Raw genomic sequence first — 21,423 nt, 5'->3', positions numbered from 1 at the left:
ACGTGCGGCGACGGCGCGTCAACATGCAGCGTCTGCGGCAGCGTCCCGTGCCGCATCGCCATCACCATCTTGATCACGCCACCGACACCGGCGGCCGCCTGCGCGTGACCGATGTTCGACTTCAACGAACCCAGCCACAGCGGCCGGCCCTCTGGCCGGTCCTGGCCGTACGTGGCGATCAGCGCCTGGGCCTCGATCGGGTCGCCCAGCACCGTTCCCGTGCCGTGCGCCTCGACCACATCGACATCCGCCGTCGACAGGCCCGCGTTGGCCAGCGCCTGGCGGATCACCCGCTGCTGCGCCGGGCCGTTGGGGGCGGTCAGGCCGTTGCTCGCACCGTCCTGGTTGATCGCGCTGCCGCGGACCACGGCGAGCACCCGGTGGCCGTTGCGGCGAGCGTCCGACAGCCGCTCGACCAGCAGAACGCCGACGCCCTCGGCCCAGCCGGTGCCGTCGGCCTCCGCGGAGAACGCCTTGCAGCGCCCGTCCGCCGACAGGCCGCGCTGGCGGGAGAACTCCACGAACGTGCCGGGTGAGGCCATCACCATCACTCCGCCCGCGAGCGCCAGATCGCACTCACCCGTACGCAGCGCCTGCGTGGCCAGATGCAGCGCCACCAGCGACGACGAGCACGCCGTGTCGACCGTGACCGCCGGACCCTCCAGGCCCAGGGTGTACGACACCCGGCCGGAGGCGACGCTGGCCAGGCCGCCGGTGAGAAGGTATCCCTCCACGGACTCCGCGCCCTCGAAGCGCCGCGGCCCGTACTCCATGGGGGCGATGCCGGTGAACACTCCGGTCTGGCTTCCCCGCAGCTCCGCCGCGTCGATGTCGGCGTGCTCGATCGCCTCCCACGACGCCTCCAGCAGCAGCCGCTGCTGCGGGTCCATCGCGAGCGCCTCGCGCGGCGAGATACCGAAGAATCCCGCGTCGAACTCGGCCGCGTCGTAGAGGAACCCGCCGTACCGGGTGGAGGAGGTGCCCCGGTCGTCCGGGTCGCCGGAGAACAGCCGGTCCAGGTCCCAGCCGCGGTCGGTGGGGAACTCGCCGACCACGTCGGAACCGGCGGCCACCAGGTCCCACAGGCCCTCGGGCGAGGTCACACCGCCGGGGAACCGGCAGGCCATCCCCACGATCGCGATCGGCTCGTCGTATCCGGCCGTCCGGACCACCGAGGACGCCGCGGTGGTGTCGCCGAGCAGTGCCGTCCTCAGGTACTCCGTCAGCACCGTCGGTGACGGGTAGTCGAACAGCAGCGAGCTCGGCAGCCGCAGGCCGGTGGCCGCGTTGAGCCTGTTCCTGAGCTCGACCGCGGTCAGCGAGTCGAAGCCCGCGTCCTTGAACGCGCCCGTCGCGCTGATCACGTGCGGTGTCACGTGTCCGAGCACCAGGGCCGCCTGGCCGCGGACCAGGTCGAGGAGCGTGCGTTCCTGCTCCTCCGGGCTCATCTCGCGCAGCAGTTGCCCGAGTGCCACGTCGCCGGACGCACCGGCCGCGCGGCGCTCGATCGGCTTGCGCAGCAGGGCGCGCAGCATCGCGGGCGCCGGGTCGGCGACCTTCGCGAGGCTCAGCCGCGCGGGAAGCGCCGTCTCCGCCGACGCGGCGAGCGCCGCGTCGAAGAGCGCGAGCGCCTGGTCCGGCGGCAGCGGGGCGACGCCCAGCCGTGCCCACCGCGCCAGGTCGGCCGTGGCGAGCGTCGCCCCCATGCCGCCGAACTCCGAGGAGTTGTCCCACAGGCCCCACGCGAGCGCCGTCGCGGGCAGGCCGAGCGTACGGCGGTGCCGGGCCAGACCGTCCAGGAACGCGTTGGCCGCGGCGTAGTTGGCCTGGCCCGCGCTGCCCAGCGTGCCCGCGCACGACGAGAACAGCACGAACGCCGACAGGTCGCGGTCGCGGGTCAGCTCGTGCAGGAGCCAGGCGGCCTCGGCCTTGGTCCGCCACACGGCGTCGAGCCGTTCCGGGCTCAGGGCCGAGACGACGCCGTCGTCCAGGACGCCGGCGATGTGCACGACCCCGGTCAGCTCCCGGCAGGAGTCGACGAGCGCGGCCAGCGCGTCGCGGTCGGACAGGTCGCACGCGGTCAGCTCGACCCGCGCGCCGAGCGCGGCCAGCTCCGCCGCCAGCTCGACGGCTCCGGCCGCCCGCGGGTCGCGGGTGGGCAGCACGAGGTCGCGTACGCCGTGCGCGGTGACGAGGTGCCGGGTGACCACTCGCCCCAGCCCGCCCGTGCCGCCGGTGACCAGGACGGTGCCGCCGGGTGTCCACGGCGCCTCCCCCGGCGGCAGGTCGCGCTTGGCCAGCCGGGGGACGAAGATCCTTCCTTCTCGTACCGCCAGCTGCGGCTCGTCGTAGGCGAGGGCGGCGGCGATGAGGTCCTGCGCGGTGCCGTCGTGGTCGAGCAGCACGAACCGGCCGGGGTACTCGGTCTGCGCGGACCGCACCAGACCCCAGACGGCCGTCGCGGCCAGGTCGGTCTCCTCGCCGGTCGCGCCCCTGGTGATGATCACCAGTCGCGAGGACGAGGGGTGGTCACCGGCGAGCCGGTCCTGGACGGCGGAGAGCACACGCAGCACGGCCGCGCGTGCCCGCGCGGTCTCGTCCCGCTCACCCGTCTCGTCCCGCTCGTCCTCGTCCACCCAGTCCAGGAACACGTCATCGGAGGCGGGGGCGCCGCCGGTGGCCGGAACCGGGACCCAGTCGACCGCGAACAGCCCGACGTGTTCCGTGGGCACGCCGCCGGGACCGCCGGCCTCCAGCCAGTACCGCTCGCGCTGGAAGGCGTAGGTGGGCAGCTCGACGCCACGGGCCGCGGCCGGGACCGCGGCGAAGTAGGTGTCCCAGTCGACGGTGGTGCCGCAGGCGTGGAGCCGGCCGAGGGCCTGTACGAAGGTGCGGGTCTCCTCGCGCTCCTTGCGCGCGGCCGCGACGAACACGCCGTCGGCGAGCGTCTGCTGGGCCAGGCCGGTCAGGATGCCCTCGGGGCCGACCTCCAGGAAGACGCTCGCCTCGGTGGCGCTGATCGCGTCGGCGAAGCGGACCGGCCGCCGCACGTGCTCGACCCAGTACCGGGCGTCGGTGAGCTGTCCGGGGGTCGTGAGGTCGCCGGTGACGGCGGAGACGACCGGGATGCGGGGCTCGTGGTAGATGACGGTGGCCGCGATCCGCCCGAACTCGGCCAGCATCGGCTCCATCAGCGGCGAGTGGGAAGCGTGCGAGACCCGCAGCCGGCGCGTGCGCACGGTGACCCGCTGGGCGATCTCCTCGACCACGGCCGCCACACCGGAGATCACCACCGAGGTGGGCGCGTTGACGGCCGCGATGGCGACCTGGTCCTCGCGTCCCTCGATGAACGGCAGCACGTCGGCCTCCGACGCGGCGATCGCGAGCATCGCCCCGCCCGGGGGAAGCGCCTGCATCAGCCTGGCCCGTGCCGCGACCAGCGTGCAGGCGTCGGCCAGGGAGAAGACTCCCGCGACGTGGGCGGCGGCGATCTCGCCGACGGAGTGGCCGGTCACGACGTCCGGGGTGACACCCAGGGAGCTCAGCAGGCGGGAGAGCGCGACCTCGAAGGCGAAGAGGGCGGGCTGGGTCATCAGCGTCTCGTCGAGCACGCCGCCGGGGTCGGCGAACATCGTCTCGCGGAGCGGGTGCGGCAACTGCCCGTCCAGCAGGGCGCAGATCTCCTCCAGCGCCTCGGCGAACACCGGGAAGGCGGCGGCCAGGTCGCGGCCCATGCCCAGCCGCTGGCTGCCCTGCCCGGTGAACAGCAGGGCCAGCCTGCCGCCGTGGCCGCTGCCGGTCACCACGTCGGGTGCCGCCGTACGCCCGGCCAGTGCCCGAAGGCCCGCCAGCAGTTCCTCGCGGTCGGCGCCGACGACCACCGCGCGCTGTTCCAGCAGCGCGCGGTCACCGGCCAGGGCGGCGCCGGTCGCGGCGATCGGCGTGTCCGGCGTCATCCATGACGCGAGCCGCCCGGCCTGCGCCCGCAGCGCCTCCGGGCTCTTCGCGGAGATCAGCCAGGGCGTGACGGGCAGCTCGACGGCATCGGCCTCGGCCTCCGCCGGGCCCTGCTCGATGATCACGTGCGCGTTGGTGCCGCTGATGCCGAAGGAGGAGATCGCCGCGCGGCGCGGGCGGTCCTCGACGTCCCACGGGCGGGTCTCGGTCAGCAGCTCGACGGCGCCCGTCGACCAGTCAACGTGCGGCGACGGCTCCTCGGCGTGCAGCGTGCGCGGCAGCGTGCCGTGCCGCATCGCCATCACCATCTTGATCACACCGCCGACACCCGCGGCGGCCTGCGCGTGACCGATGTTCGACTTCAGCGACCCCAGCCACAGCGGCCGATCCTCCGGCCGGTCCTGGCCGTACGTGGCCAGGATGGCCTGGGCCTCGATCGGGTCGCCGAGCATGGTCCCGGTGCCGTGGGCCTCGACCGCGTCGACGTCGGCCGCCGACAGGTTCGCGTTGGCCAGGGCCTGGCGGATCAGGCGCTGCTGGGAGGGGCCGTTGGGGGCGGTGAGGCCGTTGCTCGCGCCGTCCTGGTTGATCGCGCTGCCGCGCATGACGGCGAGGACCCGGTGGCCGTTGCGCTCGGCGTCCGAGAGCCGCTCGACGAGCAGCATGCCGAGACCCTCGGCCCAGCCGGTGCCGTCGGCCTCCGCGGAGAACGCCTTGCAGCGCCCGTCCGGCGACAGGCCACGCTGGCGGGAGAACTCCACGAACATGCCGGGCGAGGCCATCACGGTCGCGCCGCCCGCGAGAGCGAGGTCGCAGTCGCCCGACCGCAGCGACTGCGCGGCCAGGTGCAGCGCCACCAGCGACGACGAGCACGCCGTGTCCACCGTGACCGCCGGGCCCTCGAACCCGAACGAGAACGCCACGCGCCCGGAGATCACGCTGCTGGTGGTCCCGGTCAGGACGTAGCCCTCGGCGTTCCCGGTGGCCTCGTGCAACCTGGGACCGTAGTCCTGGGCCGTCGCGCCGGCGAACACCCCGGTACGGCTCCCGCGCAACCGGCCGGGGTCGATCCCGGCCCGCTCGATCGCCTCCCACGAGGTCTCCAGCAGCAGCCGCTGCTGCGGGTCCATGGCCAGCGCCTCGCGCGGCGAGATGCCGAAGAAGCCGGGATCGAACTCCGCCGCCTCGTACAGGAATCCGCCGTGCCGGGCGTAGGACGTGCCGCTGTTGTCGGGGTCCGGGTCGTACAGCCCGCCCAGATCCCAGCCGCGATCGACGGGGAACTCCCCGATCGCGTCCCCCTCCGAGATCACCAGCTTCCACAGGTCGTCGGGGGAGACCACGCCGCCGGGGAACCGGCAGGCCATGCCGACGATCGCGATCGGCTCGTCGTGGCCGACGGCCCGTTCCGCGGCCGGCACCGGCGCGGAGTCCGCGGAGTCACCCGTCAGCTCCGCGCGCAGGAACGCGGCGAGCGCGGCCGGCGTGGGGTAGTCGAACAGCAGCGAGGTCGGCAGCATCAGGCCGGTGGCGGTGTTGAGCCTGTTCCTGAGCTCGACCGCGCTGTAGGAGTCGAATCCGAGCGCCTTGAAGGCGGTGCCGGCGTCCACGGTCGCGGTGGTGGCGTGGCCGAGCACGAGCGCGACGCAGGTCCGTACGAGGTCGAGGAGCACCTGCTCCCGTTCCGGTCCGGCCAGCCCGGCCAGGCGGCCGGTGAGCGGCCGGGTGTCGTCGGATCCGGCGGCGGGCGACTGCGGGGCGGTGTCGGTGAGCCAGTGGCGCGTGCGCTGGAAGGCGTAGGTGGGCAGCGGGACGCGCCGGGCGCCGGGGAACAGCGCCTCCGCGTTCACCTCGGCGCCACCGGCCTGCAGCGCGGCGAGCGCGAGGCCCGCGGTGAGAGGCTCCGGCCGTCCGTCCCGCAGCGTGGTGACGAACAGCGCGCCGGCGTCCGGCGGCAGGCACTGCTGCCCCATCGCGGACAGGACGGCGCCCGGACCGATCTCCACGAACGTGCTCACGCCCGCGGCCGCCAGGGCACGGATGCCGTCGCCGAACCGCACGGCCTCGCGCACATGCCTGACCCAGTGGTCGGGTGAGCACAGTTCCCGGGCGGACGCGGTGGCGCCGGTGAGGTTGGACACGATCGGGATGACCGGTTCGTGGTAGGTGAGCGACTCGGCCACCCGCCGGAACTCGGCCAGCATCGGATCCATCAGCGGCGAGTGGAAGGCGTGGCTGACGCGCAGGCGGCGGACCTTGCGACCGCGCTCGCGCATCTCCTCGGCGATCTCGGCGACGCGGCTCTCCGCGCCGGAGACGACCAGGGACTCCGGCCCGTTGATCGCGGCGATGCTCGCCGAGGCGTCGAGCAGGGGGAGGATCTCCTCCTCCGTGGCCTGGACGGCGACCATCATGCCGCCGGACGGCAGGTCCTGCATCAGTTTGCCGCGCGCCGAGACCAGGGCGCAGGCGTCCTCCAGCGACAGCACGCCGGCGATGTGCGCGGCGGCGATCTCGCCGATGGAGTGGCCGATGAGCCGGTCGGGGCGGATGCCCCAGTGCTCGTACAGCCGGGTGAGGGCGACCTCGAAGGCGAAGAGGGCGGGCTGGGTCGTCCCCGTCTCGTGGAGCCGCTCGCCGGGGTCGGTGAACATCGCTTCGAGCAGGTCGCCCTCGAAACAGGCGGCGATCTCGTCGAGGGCCCGCGCGAAGACGGGGTACGTGCCGTACAGCTCGCGTCCCATGCCGCGGCGCTGGCTGCCCTGCCCCGCGTAGAGGAAGGCGATCTCGCCGGTGCGCGGCCGGCCCGTCACGATCTCGGTGGCGAGCTCGCCGCGGGACAGCTGCCCGAGTACGTCGGCCAGGCGCTCCGGCTCCTCCAGAACGACGCTCGCCCGGAAGGGGAACGCCGTGCGCGTCGTGGCCAGCGAGTAGGCGACGTCCACGGGATCGGCGCCGGGGGTGGCGAGCAGGTGCTCGCGCAGCCGCGCGGCCTGGCCGCGCAGCGCGGCCTCGCTCTGCCCGGACAGCGGCACGATCAGCGGCCCGGCGGGCTGCGCGGACAGCACAGACGGCTCGGACGGCGCAGACGGCACAGGTGACGCGGACGAAGCAGGCGGCGTGGACGACTCGGACGGCGCAGACGGCTCGGAGGGTGTGGGCGGCGCGGACAAGGCAGACGGCTCGGACGGCGCGGGTTCCTCCCGCGGGTACTCCGCGAGGACCATGTGGCAGTTGGCACCGCCCATGCCGAACGAGCTGACCCCGGCCACCAGCGGCACGTCGGCGCGCGGCCAGGGGCTCAGCGCCGTGTTGACCCGGAGGTTGAGCTCGTCGAGGGGGATCCGCGGGTTGGGCGTCTCGAAGTTCAGCGACGCGGGCAGCTCGCGGTGGCTGATGGCCAGCGCGGTCTTCAGGAGGCCGACGATCCCCGCGGCCCCTTCGAGGTGGCCGACGTTGGTCTTGGCCGAGCCGACGAGCAGCGGCGCGCCCGGCTCCCTCGCGGCGCCGATGGCGGTGCCGAGCGCGCGTGCCTCGACGGGGTCGCCGACCCGGGTGCCCGTGCCGTGCAGCTCGACGAACTGGACGTCGGCGGCGCTCACCCCGGCACGCTCGCAGGCCAGGCGGATGACCTCCTCCTGAGCGTGCTGGTCGGGAACGGTGAGGCCCTCGCCCCCGCCGTCGTTGTTGACCGCACTGCCCGCGATCACGCAGTACACCCGGTCGCCGTCGGCGAGCGCGCGGGACAGCGGCTTGAGCACGACGATCCCGCCGCCCTCGCCGCGCACGTAGCCGTTGGCGCGCGCGTCGAAGGTGAAGCACCTGCCGTCGGGGGACAGGGCGCCGAACCTGGCGGCGGCCAGCGTGCTGTCGGGGGTGATGTTGAGGTTGACGCCGCCGACGATGGCGAGTCCCGACTCGCCGTTCCGCAGGCTCTCGCACGCCAGGTGCACGGCGGTCAGCGAGGCCGACTGCGCCGAGTCGACGGTCAGGCTGGGGCCCTGCAGCCCGAGGGTGTAGGAGATCCGGTTCGCGAGCAGGGCGCGGCTGAGGCCGGTCAGGCTGTGGCGGGACACGTTGCCCTGGAGCAGCTGGGCGTAGTCGCCGGCCATGGCGCCGATGTAGACGCTCGTGCCGGTGTCGCGCAGGCTCTCCGGGACGATGCCCGCATCCTCGAGCGCCTCCCAGCTCAGCTCGAGGACCAGCCGCTGCTGGGGGTCCATCATCGCGGCCTCGTTCGGCGCGATGCCGAAGAACTCGGCGTCGAACTCGGCGATTCCGTCGATGAAACCGCCGCGCATCGAGCTGGTCTCCGGCGAGTTCCACCGGCCGTCCGGCACCTCGGTGATGGCGTCACGGCCATCGCGAAGAAGGCGCCAGAAGGATTCGGGATCGGGGGCGTGGGGAAGGCGACAGGATATGCCGACGATCGCCACCGCGTCGTCGGAAAAAGTACGGGAGGAGAGTTCGAATTGCATTGAACCTATCCAGATTCCGACGGAGTGATCAGCTGATGACGTCGTACATCCCGAATCCGGTGGCGACGGTTACCGGCTCCTGGAAAAGCTCCAGCGGAGAGTCGGGATTGAACTTCCCGCTGTGCCGATAGGCGGCGAGCGTGCCGTCCTGGTGCAGCCCGAGCAGGTCGGGGTGCCCGTCCATGTCGATGTCGGTGAGCGCCATGAGGCGCATGTCCTGCCAGCCGCAGGCGACGGTGTGCCAGGTGCCCCCGGTCGCCGTGCCCGGCTTGCCGTCGAACTCGTAGAGGGCGAGGTCGCCGTTGGCCCGCCGGATCAGCAGGTCGAGGTTGCCGTTGCCGGTGAAGTCGGCCATCGCGACGGGGAGGTCGTCGACGTCGATCTCGGTGAGCCGCACCGGATCCTTGTCGTAGGTCTCGTTGCGGAGAACACCCAGGTCGCGGTGGGGGAACACGTCCACGTTGCCGGCGTCCTTGCCCCGGCCGAACGTGTCGTCCGTGCCGGTGCCCGTCACGTCGGCGAACCCGATCGTCTCCCACTGCCGGCCGTCGTCGCGCCTGCCGGACACCCGGATCGGCTCGTCGAACGGGCCGATCTCACCCGGGGCGCCGAGGTTCCGCAGCAGGAAGAAGCCGTGCTCGCCGTTCTCGCCCGGGTTGATGTCGAACTCGTGGGCGCTGAACGCGCAGATGTCCGCCTGCCCGTTCCCTGTGGCGTCGATCGCGCGGACGAAGAAGAAACGCCACCACCCGAAACCCTCGCCGATACTGACCGGCTCATCGAATGTGGCGGTGCCGTTGAATTCTCCGCTGTGCGGATAGACGAAGAGCTCGCCCGTTTCCGTGTTTCGTACGAGCAGGTCCGGCCGCCCGTCTCCGCGGAAGGACCGGCACTGACCGTTCGCGAAATTCGGTGCCATTCTTGTAGCTCCTCCCGCCGGGTTTACCGAACTTCAGTATTCGCGAGGCGGGAGAAAACGGGTAACCCCTAAGGGCCACTAAAAGCGCTGGTAGAACCATCATTAGGGGGCGGGAACACGGCGACGCCCGGCGGGCCTGGGCGACCGCCGGGCGTCGGGCGCCAAGCATCGGATGTCGGTGTCGAACGTCGGTGTCGGTGTCGAGCGCCGGACGCCCGGCGCCGGTGCCGAACGTCAGGCGTCGGGTATCGGGACCGCTGCCGTCAGGCGTCCCGCGAGCGGAACACCGCGAAGGCCACGATCAGCAGGACGGCGGTGAAGGCGGCCATCAGACCGAGCCCCGTCCAGGGTGCCAGCCGTTCCGCGTTGTCGACGGTGGTGGTGACCCGGAGGCCGGCCGCGATCGGCCAGTACGTGCTCACCCAGTTTCCGACGGCGTCGGGCATGAGCCTGGGCCCGATGATGGGGATGATGAAGTTGACGGCCACCACCACGGTCGTGGCGGCCATCGTGTCGCGCAGCAGGCAACCGAGTGCCACGCCGGTGAGCCCCACCAGGGCCCAGATCAGCCCCATGCCGACGACGGCGCGCAGGACGCCCGGCTGGCCGAGCGCCGCGGCCGGGGCTCCGGCGGCGCCGATCACGGTCTGGCCGACGAGGAACGCGCCGAAGGCGGCGATCTCCCCCATCACCAGGGCGATCAGGCCGAACGTCCAGATCTTGGCGGCGAGCAGCCGTCCTCGCCGCGGGACCACGGTCAGGCTCGTGCGGATCATCCCGGTGGCGTACTCGGAGGACACCACCAGCACGCCGAGCGCGCCCACGGCGATCTGGACGAACAGGAACCCGCCGTACATGCTGATGTAGGTGGGGTCGAACGCCGCTCCCGCCTCCCGGTAGCCCCTGGCCGCCCCGTTGGCGGTGAGCGCGCCCGCGCCCACCATGACGGCGACGGTCGCCAGCAGGATCGGAACGTTGGACGGGATCGTCCGGAACTTGGTCCATTCCGACCGCATCGTGTCCGCGATGGCGCTCATGCCGCGCTCGCCTGGAACTCGACGCTGTCGCGGGTCAGATCCATGTAAGCCTGCTCCAATGAGCGTTGTGGTGTCAGCTCCGTCAGCACGACCCCGGCGGCCAGCGCGGCCTCGCCGATGCGCCTCGCCTCCAGCCCGGTGACGATGAAGGAGCCGTCGGTCCCTTCCTGGACGGAGCCGCCCGCCTCCACCAGGTGGGGGACGAGCAGGTCCTTGTCATCCGTCCGCACCAGCACGTTGGAGCCCTGCCGGACGAACTCACCGATCCCGATGTCCGCGATCAGCCTCCCCCTGCCGATGACGAGGAGGTGGTCGGCGGTCTGCGCCATCTCGCTCATCAGGTGGCTGGAGACCAGGACGGTGCGTCCCTCCCCGGCCAGCCCGCGCATCAGCTCGCGGATCCATTTGATGCCCTCGGGATCCAGGCCGTTGACCGGTTCGTCGAACAGCAGCACCTTCGGGTCGCCGAGGAGCGCCACCGCGATCCCGAGCCGCTGGCCCATGCCCAGCGAGAAGGATCCGGCCCGTTTGCGCGCCACCGATTCCAGCCCGACCAGCTCCAGCACCTCGTCCACCCGGTTGCCCGGGAGGCCGTTGGTCTGGGCGAGGCAGAGCAGATGGTTGCGTGCCGTACGGCCCTTGTGCAGCGCGCGGGCGTCAAGCAGGGCGCCCACCTCACGCATGGGCCTGGCCACGCCCACGTAGCCGTGGCCGTTCACCGTCACGCTCCCGGCGTTCGGGGCGTCGAGGCCGAGGATCATTCTCATGGTCGTCGACTTGCCCGCTCCGTTCGGGCCGAGGAAGCCGGTGACCCGGCCGGGCTCGACGGTGAACGTCAGGTCGTCCACGGCTGTCCTGTCGCCGAAGCGCTTCGTCAGTCCGTCTATCTGGATCACGTTCACGTGCCTCTCGTGCGTGTTTCCCGATCAAGAGGTTCCCGCCCCGTCCGGCCCGTACGCGGGCACGGCGAGGGCATCGAGCATAGGGCGGAACTTGAGCCTGGTCTCCTGGAGCTCCACATCCGGGTCGGAGCCCGCCACGATCCCGCACCCCGCGTAGAGGGTGGCGGTCCCCTCGTACAGGTGGGCGGAGCGGAGGGCCACGGCGAAGTCCCCCTCCTGGTCGGCGTTCATCCAGCCGACCGGGCCCGCGTACCAGCCGCGGTCGAAGGGCTCGGTCGCGGCGATCCAGTCGAGCGTTCCCTTCCGGGGGTGGCCGCCGACGGCCGGGGTGGGGTGCAGCCGCTCGACGAGGTCGAGCACGCTGGTGTTCTCCGGGTCGGCGATCTCGCCCTCGATGCGGCTGTGCAGGTGGCGCAGGTTCGGCAGGTCGAGCACGTGCGGCTCGGCGGGCACCGAGACTTCCCGGCACACCTGCTCGAAGGCGTGGCGGAGCATCTCGGTGACGACCTGCTGCTCGCGCCGGCACTTGTCGTCCTCCAGCAGGGCGGCGCGCAGCCGCGCGTCCTCGGCAGGGGTGGCGCCGCGCGGCATGGACGCGGCCAGGCTCATCGACCGGGCCCGTCCCGCGTGCAGGCCGACCAGCCGTTCCGGGGTGGCGCCGACGAAGGCGTGCCCGTCGGCCGCGACGGCGAAGACGGTGGTCCCGGACCGCGTGCCGAGCAGGGACCCCAGCACGGACGGCACGTCGTAGGGACAGGGCGAGCTCACGCGCAGCTGGCGGGCGAGGACCGCCTTGTCGAACCTGCCACGGCCGATCTGGTCCGCCGCCCGCGCGACCAGCGCCTTCCACTCGGCGGCGGGCGGGATCTCCGTGACGGTCGTCCCGGCGAGGTGGGGGCTGGGGCACGGGCGCCCGCCCGCGGCGGAGAGCAGGCCGCAGGCCTGGGCGATCACCCCCGCCACGTCGTCCTGCACGGGGTCGCCGGGATCGACGCTCACGCTGAGCGCGAGCGTGGTCCGCCCGTCCCGGTCCCGGGCGACCAGGATCCGGGGCACCCACATCAGCGCCTCCGGGAGCGGTCCGGGCCGCGGGGCGAAGGCGAAGCCGCCGACCAGCGACGGCGTGGCGCGCGGGCCCGGCCCGCCGGTCACCGCGTTCTGGACGGTTCTCTCCCAGCTCGTCCGGATGCCGGCGAAGCGGCCCGCGCCGCGTTCGACGAAGTCGGCCGCGCTGCCCATCGCGATCACGCTCGACTCCGGCGACATCCAGACGAACGCCCGCCTCGTCCGCGCGAACACCGGCACGAGGAGCCCGGCCGGATCGACGGGGTCGATCTCCTGGCGCCAGGTCGCGAGGGTCCTGCTCGCGTTGTTGCGCGCCTCGGCTGTCGCCTTCGCGTGCACTTCCAGGAATCCGGCCAGGTCGATCTCCGGCAGGCGCCGGTCGATGTCAGGCGGGTACGGATCGGTGTTCGGCGTGCGCGGGTCGATGTCAGGCAGGTGCGGATCGATGTCTGGCTGGTGCATGGAGAATCGTCCTCTGTTAACCGAACATGCCCACGAGCTGCTTCTTGCTGACCTTGCCGAGCGGCGTGACGGGAAGCGCCTCGACGATCTCCAGGCGGTCGGGGAACTTGAAGGCCGCGACGCCGCGCCCGCGCAGGAACGCGGTGAGTTCCACCAGCGTCGGAGGCGTGCCGCGGGGGACGACGCAGGCGCAGCTCCGCTCGCCGAGGATCTCGTCGGGCAGGCCCACGAAGGCGACCTCGCGGACGTTCGGATGGGCGAGGAGGTGGTTCTCCACCTCCTCCGCCGCGATCTTGTCGCCGCCCCGGTTGATCTGGTCCTTCACTCTGCCCTCGAAGATCACGTGCCCGGTCGGCAGCAGCCGCACCAGGTCGCCGCTCCGGTAGAAGCCGTCCGCGGTGAACGACCGCGCGTTGTGCTCGGGCGCCCGGTAGTAGCCGCGGGTGGTGTACGGCCCGCGCGCCAGCAGCTGGCCCACCTCTCCGGGGGCGACGTCGTTGTCGTCCTCGTCCACCACCCTCACCTCGTCGTCCGGGGAGACGGGCAACCCCTGGCTGACCAGGACCACGTCCGCCGGATCGTCCGGCCGGTGGAAGCCGCACAGGCCTTCCGCCATGCCGAATGCCTGCTGGAGCCGGCAGCCGAGGGCGGGCTCCACCCGGCGGGCCAGCTCGGGCTGCAGCTTCGTGCCGCCGATGGTCACGCGGCGCAGGCTGGAGATGTCGTGCTCGCCCCACTCGGCGGCCTCCATCCAGAGCAGGGCCGCGCCGGGAATGAGGCCGGTCTCGGTCACCCGCTCGCGCTCGATGATCGGGAAGGCCTCGTCCGGGCTGGGGCCCGGTGCCAGCACGAGTGTCCCGCCCGCGTGGAAGGTGGCCAGCAGCCCGTGGGTCAGCGGCCAGTTGTGGCTCAGCGGCAGGTTCACCAGATGGACGGTGTTCTCGTCGTAGCCGCAGGCCTCGGCGACCGCGCGCCCGCTGTAGCTCCATTCCTGGTGGGCGCGCGGTACGAGCTTGGGGACGCCGGTCGTGCCGCCGGACAGCAGGAAGAGCGCCACCCCCGCCGGGTCGGGGCGGGGCAGGTCGGGCAGGCGCTCGCCCCGTACGTCGCCCAGCGCCACGAAGCCGGCCGAGTTACCCGGGTCACCCGCGCCACCCGGGTCGCCCGCGACGAGGACGTGCTTGACGGTGGGCACGCGGGCGACGATCTCGGCGGCCAGCTCCCGGTAGTCGAACCCGAGATGCGTGTCCGCGATGACGTAGGCGACCGCCTCGGTGAACTCGCAGAAGTAGGTGATCTCGCTGCTGCGGTGCGCGGGCAGCGCCAGGACCGGCTGGGCGCCGATCCTGAACAGCGCGAAGAAGAGCGTCACCAGCTCCGGCAGGTTGGGCAGCTGCACGACGACGCGGTCTCCGGCGCCGATGCCGAGCTCGTGCAGCCCGGCCGCCATCCGGTCGGCGCGCGAGTCCAGCTCGGCGTAGGTCCACCGGTGCGGGCCCGCCACGAGGGCGGTTCTCCCCGGGTGGGAGCGGGCCAGCCGGCGCAGGAACTCGCCGAGGTTCTCATCGGTCCAGTGGCCCGCCGCCCGGTAGCGTTCCGCGAACTCCTCGGGCCAGGGGGTGAATCCTTCGAGCACGGGGGCGTCCTTTCCTTCTCAGCCCGCGGCCGAGGCCGTGGCCTCGGCGAGCAGGTGTTCCGCCAGCTCGGCCGGGGTCGGGTAGTCGTAGACCGCGTCGGCGGCCAGTGCGATGCCGGTCAGCTCGCTGAGCCGGTTGCGCAGTTCCACCGCGGCCATCGAGGAGAAGCCGAGTTCGAAGAACTCCGCGTCGGGCTCGACCGCGCCGGGCAGCGGGAACTGCAGGATCGCGGCGGCCTGGCGGCGCACCACGTCGAGCAGGATGCCGTGGTGCTCCTCGGCCGGGCTGTCGTCCAGCAGGCGGCGGAAGGCGGCGACGCCGTCGACCACGTCCTCCGGCTCGTCCTGGAGGAGCACCGCCTCGGGGATGGCGTCCAGCAGCCGGGAGCGCGTCGCGGCGGCCAGCGCGATCCAGTCCGGGTCGGCGACGACGAGCGTCGTGTCCCCCTGGCGCAGCGCGTGGCGGACGGCCGCGACCGCGTCGGCCGGTTCCTTCAGGCCGACCGCGCCGGACAGCGCCGGCAGCCCCGCCTCGCGCCGCCCGGCGGCCAGCGCGTTGAAGTACTCGTGGTCCGACGCGCCGTCCTCGCCCCAGGCCGCCCCCGCCGGCGCCAGCATGACGAAGGCGGACAGGTCCGCCGAGCGGGTCCGCTCGTCGAACAACCGGGCCGCCTCCGGCGTCGTGCAGACGACGGCGGTCACCGGGAGATCCAGGAGAGCCGAGAGGACCGGGAGACCCGAGAGGCCGTCGCCGATCGCCCGCACGACCACGCCGGGCTCGTCCGCGAGCCTGGCGTCGGGCTCGGTGAGGACGACCTGGTCCGCGCCGTTGCGCGCGGCCCACCTGCCCAGCTCGGCGGTGGTCTCGTCGAGCGGCCCGGCCAGCATGACCGTGCCGCTGGGCCGCCATTCCGTCCCCAGCGCCGCCCCCCGGCACGGTGCCGGTCGCAGCCTGCGCGCGAACACCCCGCCGAGCCGTACGGCCAGCTCCTCCTCCCCGGTCACGCCGGAGAGCACCACGCACAGCTGTCGCAGCACGTGCTCGTCCAGCCTGGCCGGGAGGTCGACCAGCCCGCCGTCCCGCAGCAGCCCGTCGCGGGCCGCCGTCCTGAGCGCGCCCCATGCCCGTACGGTCACCGGCACGACGTCCCCGTCGGACGGCGACACCCGGACCGCGCCCCGCGTGAGCACCCAGACCGGCGCCGAGCCGGGCGCGATCTCGGGAAGGGGCGCGCCCTCCGGCAGCAGGTAGACGACGCCCGCCACCCCGGCGTCGGAGGCGGGCGGCTCCGGGAGCACGACGGTGTCGGCGCCGTGCGCGGCCAGCCCGGCCGCCAGCGCCCGGCCCGCTCCGGCGGAGTCGTCCGGCGCGACCACCGGCCAGGTTCCCGACAGGACCGGCGCGGGCAGGTCGGTGAGCGGCTGCCAGCCGAGCTGGTAGCGCAGATGCTCGTGCTCGGCTCCGGTGCTCCCGCCGCCGTGCAGCCTGGCCAGCGCGGGCAGCAGGTCGTCCAGCGTGGCTCCCGCGCCGAGGCCGAGGGTGGCGAGCAGCCCGTCCAGGTCCTGGCGCGCGACGGCGTCCCACAGTTCCCTGTCGGGCGGTGCGGCCGCCACGGCCGTCCCCGCCGGGGGCGGGTCGGGCCAGTAGCGCTGCCGCTGGAAGGGATAGGTGGGCAGTTGCACGGTCGCGCCCGCGCCGACGACCGCGCCCCAGTCGACGTCGGTCCCGTGCGCGGAGACCCGCGCCAGCGCGTCGAGCAGCGCGGCCGCCTCCGGCCGGTCTCGGCGCAGCGCCGGGACGGCCACCCCGGTCCAGCCCTGTACGCAGTCGCCGACCATGGCCGACAGCACGGCGTCGGGGCCGAGCTCCAGGAAGGTGGTGACGCCGCGGCTCTGCAGAGTCCTGATCCCGTCGCAGAAGCGCACGGCCTGCCGCAGGTGCCTGGCCCAGTACTCCGGCGAGGTCAGTTCCTCCGTGGTGGCGGGCTCGCCGGTGACGTTGGAGATGACGGGGATCGCGGGCGGATGGTAGGTCAGCTCTCTCGCGACGTTCAGGAAGCCCTCCAGCGCCGGCTCCATCAGCGGTGAGTGGAAGGCGTGGCTGACGGCGAGCCGCTTGGTCTTGTGCCCGCGCCCGGCCAGCAGCTCCGCCAGCTCCAGCACGCTCTCCTCGGTGCCGGACAGGACCACGGAGGCCGGTCCGTTGACCGAGGCGATGCCGGCCCTGTCCTCGTACCCGGCCAGCAGCGGCAGCACGTCGGCCTCCGCCGCGCGCACCGAGATCATCGCCCCGCCGGGCGGCAGCGCCTGCATCAGGCCGCCGCGCGCGGCCACGAGCGTGACCGCGTCGTCCAGTGACAGCACGCCCGCGACGTGCGCGGCGACGAGCTCGCCGATGGAGTGGCCGGCGAGGAAGTCCGGGCGCACCCCCCAGGCCTCCAGGCAGCGGAACAGGGCCACCTCGACGGCGAACAGGGCGGCCTGGGTGTAGCGGGTCTGCTGGAGGAGCGCGGGGTCACCGGTGATGACGTCGCGCAGCGGCCGGTCGAGATGGCGGTCGAACCGGGCGCACACCGCGTCGAACGCCGCCGCGTACTCCGGGTAGGCCGCGTACAGCTCCTCCCCCATCCCCTGCCGCTGGCTGCCCTGGCCGGTGAACAGGTAGGCGATCCTGCCCCGGGCGGCCGAACCGGTGATCACGTTGTCCGCCGGCCGCTGCGCCAGCACGGCGTCCAGCCCGGCGGTGAGCTCGTCGCGGGTGGCGCCGAGCACGACCATCCGGCGTTTGAACGAGGAGCGCGTCGTGGCCAGGGACCGGGCGACGTCGGCCGCCGAGTGCTCCGTCCACGACTCCAGGTGTCCGCGCAGCCTGCGCGCCTGGGCCTTGAGCGCGTCCTGCGTCTTGGCCGAGAGCACCCACGGGATCAGCGGGCGCTCGGGCGCGTCCCGCTTCTCCGCGGGCTCCTCCGGCGCCTGCTCCAGGATGACGTGGGCGTTGGTACCGCTGATCCCGAACGACGAGACGCCCGCGCGGCGCGGCCTCGCGGTCTCCGGCCACGGCGTGGCCTCGGTGAGCAGGCGCACCGCGCCCGCCGACCAGTCCACGTGCGTGGTCGGCTCGTCCACGTGCAGGGTCCTCGGCAGCACGCCGTGCCGCATCGCCATCACCATCTTGATGATGCCCGCGACACCGGCGGCGGCCTGGGTGTGGCCGATGTTCGACTTGATCGAGCCGAGCCACAGCGGCCGATCCTCCGGCCGGTCCTGGCCGTAGGTGGCCACAATGGCCTGCGCCTCGATCGGGTCGCCGAGGGTGGTGCCGGTGCCGTGTCCCTCGACGGCGTCGACGTCGGCGTTGGTCAGCCGGGCGTCGGCCAGGGCCTGCTCGATCAGGCGCTGCTGTGAGGGGCCGTTGGGGGCGGTGAGCCCGTAGCTGGCGCCGTCCTGGTTGATCGCGCTGCCGCGCACCACCGCGAGGACCTTGTGGCCGTTGCGGCGGGCGTCGGAGAGCCGCTCCACCAGGAGCATGCCCACGCCCTCGCCCCAGCCGGTGCCGTCCGCCGCGTCGGCGAAGGACTTGCAGCGGCCGTCGGCGGCGAGGCCGCGCTGGCGGCTGAAGTCGACGAAGACCGCGGGGGTGGAGAGCACGGTGACGCCGCCGGCGAGCGCGAGCGAGCACTCGCCCCTGCGCAGCGCCTGCATCGCCATGTGCAGCGCGACCAGCGAGGAGGAGCACGCCGTGTCCAGGGTGACCGACGGGCCCTCGAAGCCGAAGGCGTAGGACACCCGGCCGGAGGCGACACCGGCCGAGACGCCGGTGCCGACGAAGCCGTCCAGGTCACTCGGTACGTTCTGCAGGTGCACCCCGTAGTCGTGGTACATCAGCCCGACGAACACGCCCGTGCTGCTGCCGCGCACGGCGGCCGGGTCGATGCCCGCGTGCTCCAGCGCCTCCCACGAGCCCTCAAGCAGCAGCCGCTGCTGGGGATCCATGGCGACGGCCTCCCTCGGGGAGATGCTGAAGAACGACGGGTCGAACGCGGTGGCGTCGTAGACGAACCCTGCCTCCCGCGCGTAGGTGGTGCCGGGGTGCTCCGGGTCGGGGTGGTAGAGCTCGTCCAGGTTCCAGTTGCGGTCGGGGGGGAACATCGACATCGCGTCGCCCTCCCCGGCCACCAGGTTCCACAGGTCGTCCGGGCCGGTGACACCGCCGGGCAGCCGGCAGCTCATGCCGACGATGGCGATCGGCTCCTCCGCGCTGATCGCGCCGTGAGTGGACACGGCCGCCTTGGGGCCGTCGAGGAGCCTGCCGCACAGATACTGGACGAGGGCGACGGGCGTCGGATAGTCGAAGATCAGTGTGGCGGGCAGCCGCAGCCCGGTGGCCGCGTTCATCCGGTTACGGAACTCCACCGCCGTCAGCGAGTCGAAGCCGGCCTCGTTGAGGGGCCGGTCCTGCTCCACGGCGCTCGGGTCGGGGTAGCCGAGCACGGTCGCCACCTGGTCGAGCACCAGATCCATCACGATCTTGTGGTGCTCGCTCTCCGGCAGGCGGGCCAGGCGCTCGCGCAGCTGCGACGCGGCGGCCGGGTCGGAGCCGACCACCCGCCGCTTGGAGACGGGGACCAGCCCTCGCAGGATCGCGGGCAGCGCGCCGAACTGCGCCGCCATCCGCAGGTTGCGCAGCTCCAGCCGGATGGGGACCAGCGTCGCCCGGTCGGCGGCGCAGGCCGTGTCGAGCAGGGCGAGGCCGTCCTCGGTGGTCAGCGGGACGACTCCGGTACGGGCCAGCCTGGCCCGGTCGACGTCGCTGAGGGTGCCGGTCAGCCCGCTGTCCTGCTCCCACAGGCCCCAGGCCAGGGAGAGGGCGGGCAGGCCGAGCCTGCGCCGCCGTACGGCGAGGGCGTCGACGAACGCGTTGGCCGCCGCGTAGTTGCCCTGGCCGGGGCCGCCGAAGACGCCCGCGGCCGAGGAGAACAGCACGAACGCCGAGATCGGCAGGTCCTTGGTGAGCTCGTGCAGGTTCAGCACGGCGTCGGCCTTGGGGCGCAGCACGGCGTCGATCCGCTCGGGCGTCAGGGTGGCCAGCACGCCGTCGTCGAGCGTGCCCGCCGTGTGGACCACCCCGGTGAGCGGGTGCTCCGCGGGGACGGTGGCCAGGACGGCGGCGAGGGCCTCGCGGTCGGCGGCGTCGCAGGCGGCGACGGTCACGTCGGCGCCGAGTTCGGCGAGCTCGGCCACGAGCCGGGCCGCGCCCTCCGCGTCGGGGCCGCGCCGGCTGGCCAGCAGCAGCCGCCGCACGCCGTGCCCGGTCACCAGGTGGCGGGCGACGAGGCCGCCCAGGGTGCCGGTGCCCCCGGTGATCAGCACGGTCCCGCCGGCCTCCCAGCCGGTGCCGGTCTCGATGGCGTCAGGTTCGGTACCGGTCTCGGCGACCGGGTGGCGGGCGAGCCTCGGGACGAGGATCTCACCCTCGACCAGGGCGGCCTGGGGCTCTCCCGAGGTCGCGGCGGCCGGGACGGCTCGCCACGACGCGTCCGTGCCGTCGACGTCCAGCAGGACGAAGCGGCCCGGGTTCTCCGACTGCGCCGAGCGGATCAGCCCCCACACGGCGGCGCCGGGCAGGTTGTCGCCCGCCACCACTCCCTCGGTGACGACGACCAGGGGCACGTCGGCGTACCTGTCCTGGTCGAGCCAGGACTGCGCGACCGCGAGGACCTCGGTGGTCGCCGCCCGCGCCCCGTCCGCCGGGTCGGCGCCGGTGACCGGGCTACAGGGCAGGAACGCCAGCCTTGGCAGCGGCCCGTCCGGGTCCGGCGCGCCGACCTGGGCCCCGGCCGCCTCCAGGACGGTGCCGAGCCGCGAGCCGTCGCCGCCGGCGATGACGTAGCGCGCCTCGCCGGGCTCGCCGTGCTCGACCGCCGCCACGGGCTGTGCCGCGACCCAGTCGAGGGCGAAGAGCGCGTCGCGCAGCGGGTCGGTGCCCGCCTTGAGGTCCCCGGCGGCCAGTGCCCGTACGACGAGCGAGTCCACGCAGGCGACGGGCGTGCCCGCGGTGTCGGCGACCTCAACGCGGACGCCGTTCGTGCCGGCGGGCGAGAGCCGCACGCGCAGGGCGGCGGCGCCGGTGGCCGCCAGCCGCACGTTGGTCCAGGCGAACGGCAGCATCGGGCCGCCGGAGGCCCCTGAGGCCCCTGAGGCCTCGGTGTCGAAGAAGCCGCCCACGGCGAGCGGCTGGATCGCCGCGTCGAGGAGGGCGGGGTGCAGGCAGAACTCGCCGGCCGCGGTGCCCTCCGGCAGCGCGACCTCGGCGAAGATCTCCCGGTCCCTGCACCACACCGCGGTCAGCCCGCGGAAGGCCGGTCCGTAGTCGACGCCGATCCCGGCCATCAGCTCGTACACGTCGCCCGCCTGCAGGGCCGTCGCGCCCGGCGGCGGCCAGGACGGCTCGGCGAAGGTGGCCGCGACGGTGTCCTGGGCGAGGAAGCCGCTCGCGTGCCTGGTCCACGGTTCCTCGTCGGCGCGGGAGTGGATGGTCAGCGGGCGCCTGCCGTCCTGGTCGGGCGCGCCGACGGCGATCTGCACGTGGACGCCGCCGGTGGCGGGCAGGACCAGCGGCGCCTGGAGCGTCAGCTCCTCCAGCAGGTCGCAGCCGACCTCGTCACCCGCCCGTACAGCCAGCTCGACGAAGGCGGTTCCCGGCAGGAGCACCTGCCCGTTGACCGCGTGGTCGGCCAGCCACGGGTGTGTCTTCAGCGACAGCCTGCCGGTGAGCAGGACGCCCTCCGCGTCGGCCAGCGACACGGCCGCGGCGAGCAGCGGGTGCCCGGTGGTCCCCAGGCCGAGCTGCGCGAGGTCGCCGCTGGTCTGGACGCTGCCCGGCCAGTAGTGCTGGTGCTGGAAGGCGTAGGTGGGCAGGTCGACGGTGCTGGGCCGGGCCGGGGCGATGGCCCGCTCCCAGTCGACC

The 21,423-nt window shown here is 73.5% G+C and carries 7 protein-coding genes; all 7 read right to left on the bottom strand.

All coding sequences use genetic code 11. From position 1 onward, the window contains the following. The coding region (locus tag ACTOQ2_RS42655; protein WP_440107539.1) for an SDR family NAD(P)-dependent oxidoreductase at nt 1–8,435 on the bottom strand (8,435 nt) is incomplete at its 3' end. A 28-nt stretch (nt 8,436–8,463) separates the two neighbouring features. Then, nucleotides 8,464–9,354 carry an FG-GAP repeat domain-containing protein gene (locus tag ACTOQ2_RS42650; RefSeq protein ID WP_440107537.1) on the bottom strand — a complete coding sequence of 297 codons (891 nt, stop codon included), beginning with the start codon at nt 9,352–9,354 and terminating at the stop codon, nt 8,464–8,466. A gap of 263 nt (nt 9,355–9,617) precedes the next feature. Beyond that, on the bottom strand, nt 9,618–10,391 hold the full coding sequence (locus tag ACTOQ2_RS42645) for an ABC transporter permease subunit (RefSeq protein ID WP_440107535.1): 774 nt from the start codon (nt 10,389–10,391) through the stop codon (nt 9,618–9,620). After that, nucleotides 10,388–11,287, bottom strand: a complete 900-nt coding sequence (locus ACTOQ2_RS42640) for an ABC transporter ATP-binding protein (protein WP_440107533.1) — start codon at nt 11,285–11,287, stop codon at nt 10,388–10,390. The genes ACTOQ2_RS42645 and ACTOQ2_RS42640 overlap by 4 nt, the downstream gene beginning before the upstream one ends. Nucleotides 11,288–11,317: 30 nt before the next feature. After that, nucleotides 11,318–12,820: an isochorismate synthase gene (locus tag ACTOQ2_RS42635; RefSeq protein WP_440107531.1), complete on the bottom strand. Its 1,503-nt coding sequence runs from the start codon at nt 12,818–12,820 to the stop codon at nt 11,318–11,320. A gap of 16 nt (nt 12,821–12,836) precedes the next feature. Continuing rightward, nucleotides 12,837–14,456 (bottom strand): (2,3-dihydroxybenzoyl)adenylate synthase, encoded by a 1,620-nt coding sequence (locus tag ACTOQ2_RS42630; RefSeq protein WP_440107529.1) that lies wholly within the window; start codon nt 14,454–14,456, stop codon nt 12,837–12,839. A gap of 18 nt (nt 14,457–14,474) precedes the next feature. Further along, nucleotides 14,475–21,423: type I polyketide synthase (locus tag ACTOQ2_RS42625; protein WP_440107527.1), on the bottom strand; the 6,949-nt coding region annotated here is incomplete at its 5' end.

It is taken from the genome of Streptosporangium sp. H16 (genome assembly GCF_051918855.1).
GTDB lineage: Bacteria > Actinomycetota > Actinomycetes > Streptosporangiales > Streptosporangiaceae > Streptosporangium.
Note: the sequence above shows the minus strand (reverse complement) of the source record. Positions and strands in the feature narration are given on the sequence as shown.